This is a genomic window from Streptomyces sp. NPDC107521 (genome assembly GCF_055598485.1).
The window spans coordinates 275,864-290,810 of record NZ_JBVKAT010000006.1 but is presented as its reverse complement, the minus strand read 5'-3'; the positions used below and the strand labels follow the sequence as shown (position 1 = coordinate 290,810).

At 75.7% G+C, this 14,947-nt stretch carries 8 protein-coding genes; 7 read left to right on the top strand and 1 reads right to left on the bottom strand.

Annotated elements, in window-relative coordinates:
• Positions 1–241 precede the first annotated feature (241 nt).
• The 3 genes from ACZ7LB_RS12440 (at position 242) to ACZ7LB_RS12430 (ending at position 3,697) form a co-directional block, all read left to right on the top strand.
• Entirely contained in the window at positions 242–826 is a 585-nt protein-coding gene (locus ACZ7LB_RS12440; RefSeq protein ID WP_161227027.1) for a sigma-70 family RNA polymerase sigma factor, read from the top strand.
• A 137-nt stretch (positions 827–963) separates the two neighbouring features.
• On the top strand, positions 964–2,463 hold the full coding sequence (guaB, locus tag ACZ7LB_RS12435) for an IMP dehydrogenase (RefSeq protein ID WP_471467527.1): 1,500 nt from the start codon (positions 964–966) through the stop codon (positions 2,461–2,463).
• Between the two features lie 109 nt (positions 2,464–2,572).
• Positions 2,573–3,697, top strand: coding sequence for a GuaB3 family IMP dehydrogenase-related protein (locus tag ACZ7LB_RS12430; RefSeq protein WP_471467525.1), 1,125 nt, complete (start codon positions 2,573–2,575; stop codon positions 3,695–3,697).
• 90 nt (positions 3,698–3,787) lie between these two features.
• On the opposite strand, the gene ACZ7LB_RS12425 is transcribed toward ACZ7LB_RS12430, so the two are convergent.
• The gene (locus ACZ7LB_RS12425) at positions 3,788–4,996 is read right to left on the bottom strand and encodes a nucleotide sugar dehydrogenase (protein WP_471467523.1); all 1,209 of its coding nucleotides are present in this window, start codon (positions 4,994–4,996) and stop codon (positions 3,788–3,790) included.
• Between the two features lie 294 nt (positions 4,997–5,290).
• Between ACZ7LB_RS12425 and ACZ7LB_RS12420 the strand changes: the two genes are divergently transcribed.
• The 4 genes from ACZ7LB_RS12420 (at position 5,291) to ACZ7LB_RS12405 (ending at position 14,639) form a co-directional block, all read left to right on the top strand.
• Entirely contained in the window at positions 5,291–6,997 is a 1,707-nt protein-coding gene (locus tag ACZ7LB_RS12420) for a glycerol-3-phosphate dehydrogenase/oxidase (RefSeq protein WP_471467521.1), read from the top strand.
• 726 nt (positions 6,998–7,723) lie between these two features.
• Entirely contained in the window at positions 7,724–9,613 is a 1,890-nt protein-coding gene (locus ACZ7LB_RS12415; RefSeq protein WP_471467519.1) for a serine/threonine-protein kinase, read from the top strand.
• Positions 9,614–9,770: 157 nt separating this feature from the next.
• The gene (locus ACZ7LB_RS12410) at positions 9,771–12,608 is read left to right on the top strand and encodes a protein kinase (protein ID WP_471467518.1); all 2,838 of its coding nucleotides are present in this window, start codon (positions 9,771–9,773) and stop codon (positions 12,606–12,608) included.
• A gap of 147 nt (positions 12,609–12,755) precedes the next feature.
• Entirely contained in the window at positions 12,756–14,639 is a 1,884-nt protein-coding gene (locus ACZ7LB_RS12405; protein ID WP_471467632.1) for a serine/threonine-protein kinase, read from the top strand.
• Positions 14,640–14,947: the final 308 nt, after the last annotated feature.

The window sequence follows — 14,947 nt, the reverse complement described above, 5'->3', positions numbered from 1 at the left end:
GGAGCGGCCGTCCCCGTTCACCGCGTGGTGGGCGGGGGTGACGGAGCGCTCCGCGGGAGGCCCGCTGCTCGTTTCGCCGCGGATGGCGCATCCTTGAGGTGTGGAGTTCCTCGGGGACGAGTCGGTCGAGCGGAAGGGGAGGGCGCAGGGGATGAGTTCCGGCGCACCTGCTCATAACGCTTCGGTGCACAACAGCGGGCACGAAGCCACGGATCTGACGGTCGCAAGGCACCATGGGCCGATGCGTGACGACGAGGCGGCCCCCGACCAGGGGACGGTCGGCGGGCTCGTGCATCGTGCCGTCGACGGGGACGAGCAGGCCACGCACGACCTGCTCGCCCACGTCCATCCCCTGGCGCTGCGCTACTGCCGCACGCGGCTGTCCCGGCTGCCCGGTGACGCCCGGCACTTCGTCGAGGACCTCGCCCAGGAGGTCTGCGTCGCGGTGCTGCTCGCGCTGCCCCGCTACAAGGACACCGGGCGCCCCTTCGAGGCGTTCGTCTTCGCCATCGCCGCGCACAAGGTCGCCGACCTCCAGCGCGCCGCGATGCGCCACGGCTCGACGGCCATCCCCTCCGACGAGATGCCGGAGCGCCCCGACGACTCCCTCGGCCCCGAGGAGCGCGCGCTGCTCAACAGCGACGCGGCCTGGGCCAAGAAGCTGCTGGCCAATCTGCCGGAGAACCAGCGCGAGCTGCTGCTGCTGCGGATCGCCGTGGGGCTCACCGCCGAGGAGACCGGCCAGATGCTGGGCATGTCACCGGGCGCCGTCCGGGTCGCCCAGCACCGCGCGCTGAGCAGACTGCGCGCCCTGGCCGAGCAGTAGCCACCCGGTGCGCGGGGCCCCGGCGGCCCCGTGCGAAGCTACGAGGGCCGGAGCGGACCTTGATCGTGGAATGAGACACGTCCTGTTCCCGTTAGCATGGACATCCGCACCGATCAAGGCCATTTGGGGAAGGTGTCATGACTGCCAACGTCGACGGAGTGCCCGAGAAATTCGCGACACTCGGGCTGACCTACGACGACGTGCTGCTGCTGCCGGGCGCCTCCGCGGTGCTCCCGAACGCGGTCGACACCTCGTCCCGGGTCTCCCGCAACGTACGGGTCAACATTCCGCTGCTCTCGGCGGCGATGGACAAGGTGACCGAGTCGCGCATGGCGATCGCCATGGCCCGCCAGGGCGGCGTCGGCGTGCTCCACCGCAACCTGTCCATCGAGGACCAGGCCAACCAGGTCGACCTGGTCAAGCGCTCCGAGTCGGGGATGGTGGCCAACCCCATCACCATCCACCCGGACGCCACCCTCGCCGAGGCCGACGCCCTGTGCGCCAAGTTCCGCATCAGCGGTGTCCCGGTCACCGACGCCGCCGGCAGGCTCGTCGGCATCGTCACCAACCGCGACATGGCCTTCGAGACCGACCGCTCCCGCCGGGTGCGCGAGGTCATGACGCCGATGCCGCTGGTCACCGGCAAGGTCGGCATCTCCGGCGTGGACGCCATCGGGCTGCTGCGCCGCCACAAGATCGAGAAGCTTCCGCTCGTCGACGACCAGGGCCTCCTCAAGGGCCTCATCACGGTCAAGGACTTCGTGAAGGCCGAGCAGTACCCGCACGCGGCGAAGGACGCGGAGGGCCGGCTCATCGTCGGCGCCGCCGTGGGCGCCAGCCCCGAGGCGCTGGACCGCGCCCAGGCCCTGACCGAGGCCGGGGTCGACTTCCTGGTCGTCGACACCTCGCACGGCCACAACAGCAACGCCCTCGACTGGATGGCGAAGATCAAGTCGAGCGTCGGCATCGACGTGATCGGCGGCAACGTCGCCACCCGCGACGGCGCCCAGGCGCTGATCGACGCCGGTGTCGACGGCATCAAGGTGGGCGTGGGCCCCGGCTCCATCTGCACCACCCGCGTGGTCGCCGGCATCGGCGTGCCGCAGGTCACGGCGATCTACGAGGCGTCCCTGGCCGCCCGGGCGGCCGGGGTGCCGCTGATCGGCGACGGCGGGCTCCAGTACTCCGGCGACATCGGCAAGGCGCTGGCCGCCGGCGCCGACACGGTGATGCTGGGCAGCCTGCTCGCGGGCTGCGAGGAGTCGCCCGGCGAGCTCCAGTTCATCAACGGCAAGCAGTTCAAGTCGTACCGCGGCATGGGCTCGCTGGGCGCCATGCAGTCCCGCGGCCAGGGCCGGTCCTACTCCAAGGACCGCTACTTCCAGGCCGAGGTCGCCTCCGACGACAAGCTCGTGCCCGAGGGCATCGAGGGCCAGGTGCCCTACCGGGGCCCGCTCGCCAACGTGCTGCACCAGCTCGTCGGCGGTCTGCGGCAGACCATGGGCTACGTGGGCGCCGCCACCATCGAGGAGATGGAGTCCAAGGGCCGGTTCGTGCGGATCACCTCCGCCGGGCTCAAGGAGAGCCACCCGCACGACATCCAGATGACCGTCGAGGCGCCGAACTACAGCCGTTAGCAGCCGCAGCGCTCCGGCGAGGGCGGCCCCGGGACCATCCGGGGCCGCCCTCGCCGTGTCCGTCGGGGATACTGGAAGACGCTGAACGCTTCAGGGAAAGGCCACAGACGTGACTGAGATCGAGATCGGGCGCGGCAAGCGCGGCCGGCGGGCGTACGCCTTCGACGACATCGCCGTCGTCCCCAGCCGCCGGACCCGGGACCCGAAGGAGGTCTCGATCGCCTGGCAGATCGACGCCTACCGCTTCGAGCTGCCCTTCCTGGCCGCCCCCATGGACTCGGTCGTCTCGCCGGCCACCGCCATCCGCATCGGCGAGCTGGGCGGTCTCGGCGTGCTGAACCTGGAAGGGCTCTGGACCCGCTACGAGGACCCGCGGCCGCTGCTCGACGAGGTGGCGGAGCTGGACGCCGCCGCCGCCAACCGGCGCCTCCAGGAGATCTACTCCGCCCCGATCAAGGAGGAGCTGATCGGCCTGCGCATCAAGGAGGTGCGCGACTCGGGCGTGGTCACCGCCGCCGCGCTCTCCCCGCAGCGCACCGCCCAGTTCTCCAAGGCCGTCGTCGACGCGGGCGTGGACATCTTCGTCATCCGCGGCACCACCGTCTCCGCCGAGCACGTCTCCGGCTCGCACGAGCCGCTGAACCTGAAGCAGTTCATCTACGAACTCGACGTGCCCGTCATCGTCGGCGGCTGCGCCACCTACACCGCCGCCCTGCACCTGATGCGCACCGGCGCGGCGGGCGTCCTGGTCGGCTTCGGCGGCGGCGCCGCGCACACCACGCGCAGCGTGCTCGGCATCCAGGTGCCGATGGCCACCGCCGTGGCGGACGTGGCCGCCGCGCGCCGCGACTACATGGACGAGTCCGGCGGCCGGTACGTGCACGTCATCGCGGACGGCGGCGTCGGCCGCTCCGGCGACCTGGCCAAGGCGATCGCCTGCGGCGCCGACTCGGTGATGATGGGCTCCCCGCTGGCCCGCGCCACCGACGCGCCCGGCCGGGGGCACCACTGGGGCATGGAGGCCGTCAACGAGGAACTGCCCCGCGGCCAGAAGGTCGACCTCGGGACGGTCGGCACGGTCGAGGAGATCCTCACCGGCCCGTCCCACACCCCCGACGGCTCGATGAACTTCTTCGGCGCCCTGCGCCGCGCCATGGCCACCACCGGCTACAGCGAGCTGAAGGAGTTCCAGCGCGTCGAGGTCACGGTCGCGGACTCGCAGCCGCGCCGCTGAACCCGGGCCCGAGGGCCGGCCGCCCCGCCCGGGGAGGCCGGCCCTCCGCCGTGGGCGGGGCCGTCCGGCGGCCGGGAGCGCGCGCCCCGCTCACAGGCGGTGCGCCGCCCCGGTCGGGGTCGCGCCCCGGGTGTCCAGCAGGAGCTGCGCCTTCACGGAGAGTCCCTGGAGGTCGTACGTGCGGTGCTGCTGGAGCAGGATCGTGAGGTCGGCGTCGGCGGCGGCCTCGTAGAGGGAGTCGGCGCGGGGGACCGGGCGCCGGGCGACGCTCCAGTTCGGGACGTGCGGGTCGTGGTAGCTGACGGTGGCGCCGAGGCCCGTCAGCAGGGTGGCGATCTCCTCGGCGGGGGCGGCCTGCCGGTCGGCCAGGTCGGCCTTGTAGGTGACGCCGAGGAGCAGGACGCGGGCGCCGCGCGCGGACTTGCCGTGCTCGTTGAGGAGGGCGGCGGCGCGCCGGACGACGTAGCCGGGCATCCGGCGGTTCACCTGCTGGGCCAGTTCCACCATGCGCAGGCCGCGCGGGGCGTGGCCGGTGAGGTCCTGGGGGACCGAGTGGCCGCCGACGCCGGGGCCGGGGCGGAAGGCCTGGAAGCCGAACGGCTTGGTCTCCGCGCAGCGGATCACGTCCCACAGGTCGATGCCCAGATCGTGGCAGAGGACGGCCATCTCGTTGACGAGCGCGATGTTGACGTGCCGGAAATTGGTCTCCAGGAGGTGCACCGTCTCCGCCTCGCGCAGGCCGCGCGCCCGCACCACCTTGTCGGTGATCCGGCCGTAGAAGGCGGCGGCCGACTCGGTGCAGGCGGGGGTGAGCCCGCCGATGACCTTGGGGGTGTGGGCGGGGACGGCGTCGCGGTTGCCGGGGTCCACCCGGCTGGGGGAGTGGGCGAGGTGGAAGTCGCGCCCGGCGCGCAGTCCGGAGCCCTCCTCCAGGAGGGGCCGCAGGAACTCCTCCGTGGTGCCCGGCCGCACCGGCGACTCCAGGATCACCGTGGTGTGCGGGCGCAGGTGCGCGGCCAGGGTGCGGGCCGCGGCCCCGACCTGGGCGAGGTCGGGGGTGCCGTCCGGTCCGGGCGGGGTGGGGGCGCAGATGACGGCGGTGCGCACCCGACCCAGTTCGGCCGGCCCGGCCGCCGTCCGGAAGCCCCCCGAGAGCATCCGGCGCAGTTCGGCGGGGCTCAGCGGTCCGGCCTCGGGGCCGGTGCGGTAGCCGAGGGTGGGGATGCCGGCGGTCACGGCGGCCTGGGCCAGGGGCAGGCCGTAGGGACCGAGTCCGATGACGGCGAGATCTGCGGGCATGGCGTGGGCCGTCCTTCCCAATAACCGAAGCGGGACAGGTGCGCAAGCCCGGTGGACAGAATGGGCGGGCACACGGTCAGACTAGGAGTAAATATGACCGATTTGTGGGATTGGTCGGCCGAATCCCGTTGAGTGTTGTCCCCGCTCACCCGCCCCGCCCCGGAGTTGTCCACAGGCTGGGGGCACGTGGTGGCTGAACCCGGACGGGACGGTCAGACTTTGCGCAGAGGGGTACGGGACACCAGCGGGCTCGCCCGACGGGTGTGCCGATACCACGGACAGCGGGAGGCAGCAGTGAGGACAGCGACCCTGGGCCCGGCGCAGCGCGCCGAGGCGCTCGCGGCCATGGCCGAGCGCGAGCTGGATGTGCTGGTGGTGGGCGGCGGAGTGGTCGGCGCCGGCACCGCGCTCGACGCGGTGACCCGCGGCCTGTCCACCGCGCTGGTGGAGGCCCGGGACTGGGCCTCGGGCACCTCCAGCAGATCCAGCAAGCTGGTCCACGGCGGGCTGCGCTATCTGGAGATGCTCGACTTCGCGCTGGTCCGCGAGGCGCTGAAGGAGCGCGGGCTGCTGCTGGAGCGCCTGGCCCCGCACCTGGTCAAGCCCGTGCCGTTCCTCTACCCGCTCCAGCACAAGGGCTGGGAGCGGCTCTACGCCGGATCGGGCGTCGCCCTGTACGACGCCATGTCCATGGCCCGGGGCCACGGCCGCGGTCTCCCCCTGCACCGCCACCTGAGCCGCCGTCACGCCCTGCGGGTGGCGCCCGCCCTGAAGAAGGACGCCCTCGTCGGCGCCCTCCAGTACTACGACGCCCAGATGGACGACGCCCGCTTCGTCACCACCCTGGTGCGCACCGCCGCCTCGTACGGCGCCCCGGTCGCCAACCGGGCCCGGGTGACCGGCTTCCTGCGCGAGGGCGAGCGGGTGGTCGGGGCGCGGGTGCAGGACGTCGAGAGCGGCGGCGAGTACGAGATCCGCGCCCGCCAGATCGTCAACGCGACCGGGGTGTGGACCGACGACACCCAGTCGATGGTGGGCGAGCGCGGCCAGTTCCACGTCCGCGCCTCCAAGGGCATCCACCTGGTCGTCCCCAAGGACCGCATCCACTCCAGCACCGGGCTGATCCTGCGCACCGAGAAGTCCGTCCTGTTCGTCATCCCCTGGGGACGGCACTGGATCATCGGCACCACCGACACCGACTGGGACCTCGACAAGGCGCACCCCGCCGCCTCCAGCGCCGACATCGACTACCTGCTGGAGCACGTCAACTCGGTGCTCGCCGTACCCCTCACCCGGGACGACGTCGAGGGGGTCTACGCCGGGCTGCGCCCGCTGCTGGCCGGGGAGTCGGACGCCACCAGCAAGCTGTCCCGGGAGCACACCGTCGCCCACCCGGTGCCCGGCCTGGTCGTGGTGGCGGGCGGCAAGTACACGACGTACCGGGTGATGGCGAAGGACGCGGTGGACGAGGTGGTGCACGGCATGGACCTCCGGGTCGCCGACTGCGTCACCGAGGAGGTGCCGCTGCTCGGCGCCGAGGGCTACCGGGCGCTGTGGAACGCGCGGGCCAGGATCGCCGCCCGCACCGGGCTGCACGTGGTGCGGGTGGAGCACCTGCTCAACCGGTACGGCACGCTGACCGAGGAGCTGCTCCAGCTCATCGCCGCCGACCCCGCCCTGGGCGAGCCGCTGCACGCCGCGGACGACTACCTGCGCGCCGAGATCGTCTACGCCGCCTCGCACGAGGGCGCCCGCCATCTGGACGACGTGCTGACCCGGCGCACCCGCATCTCCATCGAGACCTTCGACCGGGGCACCCGCAGCGCCCGGGAGGCCGCCGAGCTGATGGCGCCGGTCCTGGGCTGGGACCGGGACCGGGTCGAACGGGAGGTCGGGCACTACGAGAAGCGGGTCCAGGCGGAGCGGGAGTCGCAGCGCCAGCCCGACGACCTGTCGGCGGACGCGGCCCGGCTGGGGGCGCCGGACATCGTGCCCCACTGAGCCGAGCCCCGGCCCTGCCCCCGGCTTCGGCCTGGGCTCCGGCTCCGGCTCCGGCTCAGGTCCTGACGTCGGCTCCGGTCCTGACACCGGCTCCGGTCTGGGCTCCGGTCCTGGCCTGGGCTCCGGCCCCGGCTCCGGTCCTGACGTCGGCTCTGCCGAGCCCCCGGCATCGCCCCGACCTCGGCCGGGTGCCGGGGGCCGGCTCCGGCCTCGGCTCCGGTCCTGGCCTCGGCTCCGGCCCGGACTCGGGCTCCGGTCCTGACCCGACCCGACCCGACCCGGCATCGGTTCGGTCCCGGCTCCGGGCCGGGTCCTGACGTCGGCTCCGTTCCGGGCTCCGGCCCGGCCCGGCACCGCTCCGACCTCGGCCGGTGTCCGGGAGCCCGGCCCGGGAGCGCGGCCGGTGTCCCCGGCCCTTCCGCCGGGGATCCCGGGACCCCGGCGGACGGCCCCGCGGCGCGGCCCGGCCGGTCCGAACGGGACCGTTCGGTACCGCCGTTCGGGTCGGAGAGCGGGGCCGTCGGCGGCCGAAAGCGCAGGTGGGAGCCGTGCGGGAGGGGGCGGCGGGAGACCGTGCGGGGCGCCGCCGGAGCGCGGGTGACAGAGGGTCACGCCCCCTGACGGCCGCCGCGCGCCCGGTCGCCACGGGGGGACCCTGCGGCATGGAGCACTTGCCGCGTGAGGGACAATGAAGGCTCTGTCAGGGCGGGTTGCATGAGGGGACGCATGTCGGAGGCGGAGCGCGCGGGCACACCCCGTACGGACAAGGACGCACGTCTCCTCGCCGGGCGGTACCGGCTGGGGGACGTGCTCGGCCGCGGCGGCATGGGGACGGTGTGGCGTGCCGCCGACGAGACCCTCGGACGCACGGTCGCCGTCAAGGAGTTGCGGTTCCCCGGCAGCATCGACGAGGACGAGAAGCGCCGCCTGATCACGCGCACCCTGCGCGAGGCCAAGGCCATCGCGCGGATCCGCAACACCAGCGCCGTGACCGTCTTCGACGTCGTCGAGGAGGACGACCGGCCCTGGATCGTGATGGAGCTCGTCGAGGGCAAGTCCCTCGCCGAGGTCATCCGCGACGACGGCCTGCTGGAGCCGCGCCGCGCGGCCGAGGTCGGCCTCGCCATCCTCGACGTGCTGCGCTCCGCGCACCGCGAGGGCATCCTGCACCGTGACGTGAAGCCCTCCAACGTGCTGATCGCGGACGACGGCCGGGTCGTGCTGACCGACTTCGGCATCGCCCAGGTGGAGGGCGACCCGTCCATCACCTCCACCGGCATGCTCGTCGGCGCCCCCTCCTACATCTCGCCCGAGCGGGCCCGCGGCCACAAGCCGGGCCCCGCGGCCGACCTCTGGTCGCTCGGCGGCCTGCTGTACGCGGCGGTGGAGGGCGTCCCGCCCTACGACAAGGGCTCGGCCATCGCCACGCTCACCGCCGTGATGACGGAGTCCCTGGAGGAGCCGAGGAACGCGGGCCCGCTGCGGGACGTCATCCACGGGCTGCTCACCAAGGACCCCGCCCAGCGCCTCGACGACGCGGGCGCCCGCGCGCTGCTCACCCGGGTCGTCCGGGACGCGGACCGCGCCGACGCGGCGGAGACGGCCGGCACTACCAGGGTCGTGCCGCTGCCCGCCCAGCAGGGCCGGCAGCGGCCGTCCCGGTCGGCGCGCAGGGCCGCCGTGGGAGCGGGTGCCGCGGCTCCGGCCGCCGGCCGCGCCGCCCCCGCCGTGCCCGGCGCCCCGCCGCCCCCGATGCCGGGCGGCCCCCCCGGGGCCCCCGCCCCGGGAGGCGGCGCGCCGAACGGCGCCACCGGCGGGCGGAGCGCGGGCTGGCCCGTGATGGCGCCGCCCGACCTGCCGGCCCGGCCCGCGCCCAGGGCGCCGCTCACCGACGTGGTGCCGCGCCGCACCCTGGTGATCATCGCCGTGGTCGTGGCGCTGGCCGTCCTCGGCACCGTCCTGGCGCTCACGCTCGGCGGCGGGGACGACGACAAGGACGCCCGCGCCGCCGCCGACCGCACCGCCACCGGCGCGAGCACCACCGCCGGGCGCGGCGGTCCCGGTGACACCCGGACCGACGGCAGCGCCTCCGGCCCGGCCGAGGAGGGCGCGAAGGACGGCGCCGCCGCGGACCGGGGCGACACGGCGGGCGGCGACGGGGCCGACTCCGACGACGGCGGCGCCGGCGCGGCCGCCACCCACCGGGGCACCCAGGGCTACTCCATCGGCCTGCCCGAGGGCTGGTCGTTCGGCACCAAGGGCACCGCCGGGGACCGGTTCACCGGGCCGAAGGGCCAGAAGCTGCTGATCGCCTGGACCGCCACGCCCAAGGACGACCCGGTCGCGGACTGGCAGAACCAGGAGCGCTACATGGTCCGCGCCCAGTACGAGCGGATCCGCATCGAGAAGGTGGAGTACCGGGGCTGGAACGCGGCGGACTGGGAGTTCACCTACACGGAGGACGGCACCGGGTACCGCACCGTTGACCGCGGATTCGTCGTGAACGACCACCAGGGCTACGCGCTCATGTACACCGCCAGGGCCGCCGACTGGGACGGTGACCTGCGGCGGGACACCTGGCGCACCCTCAGCGAGAGTTTCCGGTCCGCCTCCTGAGCGTGGACGCCCGGGGTTTGGGACGCCCCAGATATGGCATCCCCTCATTGCGGGTTGCCTCCGGCACGTATCGTGAATGCATGCGAACCGCACGCAGCCGGAACGGGCCGCGCGGCGAACGGAATTGACCGACGGGCGGCTGCCGGGGGTGGGTGACGTGGACGACTATGCGGGACGGGTGCTCGCGGGCCGCTACCGCCTGCCGCTGCCCCCCTCCGACGAGTACGAACTCGCCGAGACCCGGGCCTTCGACACCTACAGCGGCCAGGAGGTCCTGGTGCGCCAGGTGCCGCTGCCCGAGGTCGTCGACGCCGAGGTGGTCGAAGCGGAGGGGCCGTCCGGCGGCCTCGCCGCGCGGGACGACGGGCCCCGGGGGTCCGCGCGCCGGACACCCGAGCCGTACGCGGGGGCCGGGCCGTCGGCCGACCCGGTGGTGCGGCGGGCCATGGACGCCGCGCAGGCCGCCGCCGCGGTGCCCGACCATCCCCGGCTCGACCAGGTCTTCGACGTGTTCCCCGAGAGCGGCTCGCTGTGGATCGTCAGCGAACTGGTCGCCGCCCGGCCGCTGGCCGCCCTGCTCGCCGAGGAGCCGCTGTCGCCCTACCGGGCGGCGGAGGTCGCCGCCGACGTGCTGATGGCGCTGCGCGTGCTGCACGGCTACGGATGGGTCCACCGCAACATCACCGCCCGCACGGTGCTGGTCTGCGACGACGGCCGGGTCGTGCTCACCGGTCTGGCCGTCGGCGCCGCCGAGGAGGCCCTGTGCGGCTACGACCCGGCCCCACCCCGCGAGGACGACGGGGACGAGGGAGCGGCGGACCACGGGGAGCCCCACGGCGGGGAGCCGTACGGACCGGACCACGGGTCGCCGTACGAGCCGGACCACGGGTCGCCGTACGAGCCGGACCCCGGGGAGGACCCGTACGGGACCGGCGAGGTCGACGGCCCCCAGGGCACGGACCACAACGCCGACCCCTACGGTGAGGACCCCTACGGAGCGGCCCCCTACGGGGAGGGCCGCGGCGCGGACCCGTACGGCCGGGCGGGCGGCGCTCCCGCCGGGTTCCCGCAGGGGCCGGAGCCCGTCCCGGGCCCCCGTGCGGTCGGGCCCGGCGCCGGCGCGGACCCCGAGGCCGCCCGGCGGGCCGCCATCCGGGCCAGGGAGGAGGGGCTGCCCGCGTTCGGCCAGGGCGGCCCCGCCGGGCTGCCCCCCGCGGCCTCCGACCCCGTCGCCGACATCAGGGCCGCGCGGGCCGGGGCCATCGCCGCCTACCGCGAGGGCGCCCGCGCCGCCGCCCGGGTCCAGGAGGCGCGGGACGGCCGTGCCGCCCTGCCCGGCGGCTCGCTGCCCGACGGCTTCCGGGCCCGCCCCGCCCTCGACGGCGCCCCGGACCACCCCTACGGGGACCGTCCGGCCGCCGTGTCCGGCCACCCGGCCCCGGCGGGGCCCGGCGGTCCCGCCGCACCGGACGCCCCCGGCGGGCCGGACACCCGGGAGACCGCGCCGCTGGGCCGGATAGCCGACCCCTACGGGGTGCGCTCCGCCTCCTGGCACGGCGCCACGCCGCGCACCCCCGACCCCGCCGGGCCCGGCGGTCCCCCGGCCGTCGCCGGCCCGCCCTCCGCCGGGGTCCCCGCGGTGGCCTCCTCCGGCGTTTCCTCCGCCCCGGCGGCCCCCGCCGCGGCCGGCGGCTGGGACGGCCCCGAGGCCCGCGTCCCCGCCCCCCGGGGCCCCGCCACCGCGCTCGCCGCCGAGCGGGCCCGGCAGGCGCGGATGGCCGTGGTGGGCCCGGTCACCGAGCGGTGGGCGCCCGAACAGGCCGGGCCGGTGCACGAGAACTGGCAGCTCGCCGCGCCCATCGGCCCCGCCACCGACCTCTGGGCGCTCGGCGCCCTGCTCTTCCGCGCCGTCCAGGGGCACGCGCCCTACCCGGAGGACTCGACGGCCGAGCTGGTGCAGATCGTCTGCTCCGAGCCGCCCGCCTTCGCGGAGGAGTGCGGCCCGCTGCGCCCCGTCGTGGAGTCGCTGCTGCGTCAGGACCCCACCGAGCGGATCGACTTCGAGGAGCTGAACGGCTGGCTGCGCTCCCTGGTGCGCTCCGCGCCCGAGCCGGACGCCGGGCTGTACGTCGTCCCGGCCCCGCCGGCCGACACCGCCCGGCTGCCCGTCGTGCGGCGCCGGGGCGAGCTGGTGCGCAGACGGCGCGGCGGCGGACAGCTCGCCCGGCAGGCGCGGCACAAGCGGGGCCGGGAGGAGGAGCGGTCACCGCGCAACCTCGGCCGGACGCTGCTGCTGGTGATCCTGCTCGCCCTGGCCGGGGCGGTCGCGTACGCCATGTTCTTCATGCCGCGGAACGAGGTGGAGGGACCCGGCCGGGCGGGCGCCGCCCCGGCGGAGAGCCGGGCCCCGGCCGAGCCGCCCGCGCGCTCCCCGCAGGCCAGCGGCGACCCCCGCCCCGAGGAGACCTCCTCCGGCAGCGAACCGGACTCCGCCGGGACGGCCGCGGGCTCCGCCGAGACCCAGACCACCGGCCCCGGCGCGGCCGACGGCTTCACCCTGCGCACCGACCCCGAGGGCTTCCGCGTCGCCGTGGCCCGGGGCTGGACCCGGATCCCCCGCAACAGCAGCGGCCAGGTCGTCTACCACAAGGGCGACTTCGAGCTGGTCGTCGTGCCCGGCCGGGACGGCACCGGCGAGTACGGCGAGGACCCCATGGTCTACCAGCGCGAGGGCGAGCGGGAGTTGGCCCCGTACCGGTCCTCCACCTGGGCCACCTCCAGCGGGCTGAGGACCATCGAGGTCGGCGGACGCTCCATGGCCGAGGGCGAGTTCACCTGGACCGGCTCGCGGGGCGGCGAGCTGTACGTGCGCAACGTGGCCATCCTGATCGACGGCCGCTACCACGTGGTGCAGGTCCGCGGCCCGGTGACCCGGCGGGACGAGGTCACCCGGCTCTACGAACAGGCCTCCGGCACGTACCGGTACACGCGCTGACCGCCGACCTGCCACGATGGTTGTGCGCCGGAGCGCAAAGCGACAACTCTCACACCGGGGCCGCCCCGCCGCCCCAACCGTTCCCCGAACGGGGGCCGGTGCCTAGTCTGGCCCCTGACAACAGCATTGCGGGGCAACGTGAATCAGATGCAGGGCCGGGTCGTCGCGGGCCGCTACCGGCTCGACCACGCCATCGGCAGCGGCGGCATGGGCCGGGTGTGGCGCGCCCACGACGAGGTGCTGCACCGGGCCGTGGCCATCAAGGAGTTGACGGCCGCCCTCTACGTCTCCGACGGCGACCGGACCGTTCTGCTGGCGCGCACCCGGGGCGAGGCCCGGGCGGCGGCGCGGATCAACCACTCGGCCGTCGTCACCGTGCACGACGTGTTCGAGCACGACGGCCGTCCCTGGATCGTGATGGAACTGGTCGAGGGCCGCTCGCTGGCCGACGCGGTCCGCGACGAGGAGCGCGTCGTGCCCACCGAGGCGGCCCGCGTCGGGCTCTGGGTGCTGCGGGCCCTGCGCGCCGCCCACACCGCCGGGGTGCTGCACCGCGACGTCAAGCCCGGCAACGTGCTGCTCGCCGACGACGGCCGGGTCCTGCTCACCGACTTCGGCATCGCGCAGATCGAGGGCGACTCCACCATCACCCGCACCGGCGAGGTCGTCGGCTCCGTCGACTACCTGGCCCCCGAGCGGGTGCGCGGCCACGACCCGGGTCCCGCCTCCGACCTGTGGGCACTCGGGGCGACGCTGTACACCGCGGTGGAGGGCAGGTCGCCGTTCCGGCGCACCTCGCCGCTGTCCACCATGCAGGCGGTCGTGGAGGAGGAGGCCGCCGAGCCGCTCCACGCCGGTCCGCTCGCCCCCGTCATCAGCGCCCTGCTGGCCAAGGACCCCGCCCAGCGGCCCGACGCGACCGAGGCCGAGCAGATGCTCGCGGAGGCGGCGGAGGGGCGGCGGCCGAACGCGGCGCAGGCGTACGTGGCGACGCGCTACTCGGGGCACGTGGCCGACGGCGCGGGCGGGCCCACCGTTCACCGGGCCGGACACCCCGCCGGACCCGGCCACCCGGCCGCCCACCCCGGCGGGCCCACCGGTCATCCGGCCGGGCACCCCGGCGGGCCCACCGGTCATCCGGCCGCCCACCCCGGCGGGCCTCCGGCCGGGTACGCGGGCGCCTTCCCGGCCGTCGGGTCCGGCGGGTTCCCCGCCGGGCCGGTGGTTCCTCCGGGCGCCGACGGACCCGCCGGGGCGGGCCCCTCGGCGACCCGCCCCACCGCGCTCGTGCCGCCGCCGGGCCCCGCCACGTCCGTGCGCTCCCGGGGGCGGCGGCTGCGCACCCTCGCCCTGGCCGTCGCCGTCGTCGTGCTGCTCGCGGGCGCCGCCGCCGTGGTGTGGCGGGAACGGGACGGCGCCGGGACCCGGCGGGCCGACGGCCCCTCCCCGTCCGCCCCCGCCGGTGCCACCGCCCCCGACGGCCCCACCACCCCCGCCGGTTCCCCGGCCCCCGCCGGCCCCTCGGCCCCGGCCGCCACCGCCGACGGCGGCACGGTGCCCGCCGGGTGGGTCCGCCACGACGACCCGCTGGGTTTCGGCCTCTCGCTGCCCGAGGGCTGGGAGCGCCGGGCGTTCGACGACCAGGGCGATCTCCGGCAGATCGACTACAGCCCCGACGGCGGCGAGCACTTCCTGCGGATAGCCGTCGACACCTCGCCCGACTTCAACGACCCGCACGCCCACCAGCTCGACCTCGAACAGCAGCTCCAGCGCCTCGTGGACTACCGGCGGCTGGACCTGGAGCGCACCTCCTACCGCGACCGCGACAGCTCCCGCTGGGAGTACGCGTGGACCGCGCTCGCGAAGGACACGGCCTTCCCCGGGCCCCGGCGCGCCATCGAGGAGATGTACATGTCCCGGGACGGCGTCGAGTACGCCCTGTACCTGTCGGCGCCCGCCGAGGACTGGGCGGAGGCGCGCGAGCAGTTCCGCACGGTGCTGCAGAGCTGGCAGGAGGGGCGGCCCGCCTGAGCGCCGGGGGCCTCGGCTCCCGTCCGGCCGGGGCGTCCGTGAGGTGGCCGCGTGCGGTTGCCGCGTGCGCGTCGCACCGCGCGGCCCCGGGCTCTCGCCCGCCACCGCGCCGCCCTCGCCGCGCCACCGCGCCGCTCCAGTCCCGGCCGCGCGCCGCCCGCGCCCGCCCGGGTGCGGCCCGGGCAGCCGGTGCCCGCCCCGGCCGGTCCGGCGGGAACCGCCGTCCCCCGCTCCACCGCCCCCGGGCCCGTCGCACTGATGTGCCCGTCGTCCCGTCAGATGCGCCGCACCGCCGGGCCCGTCGCCCG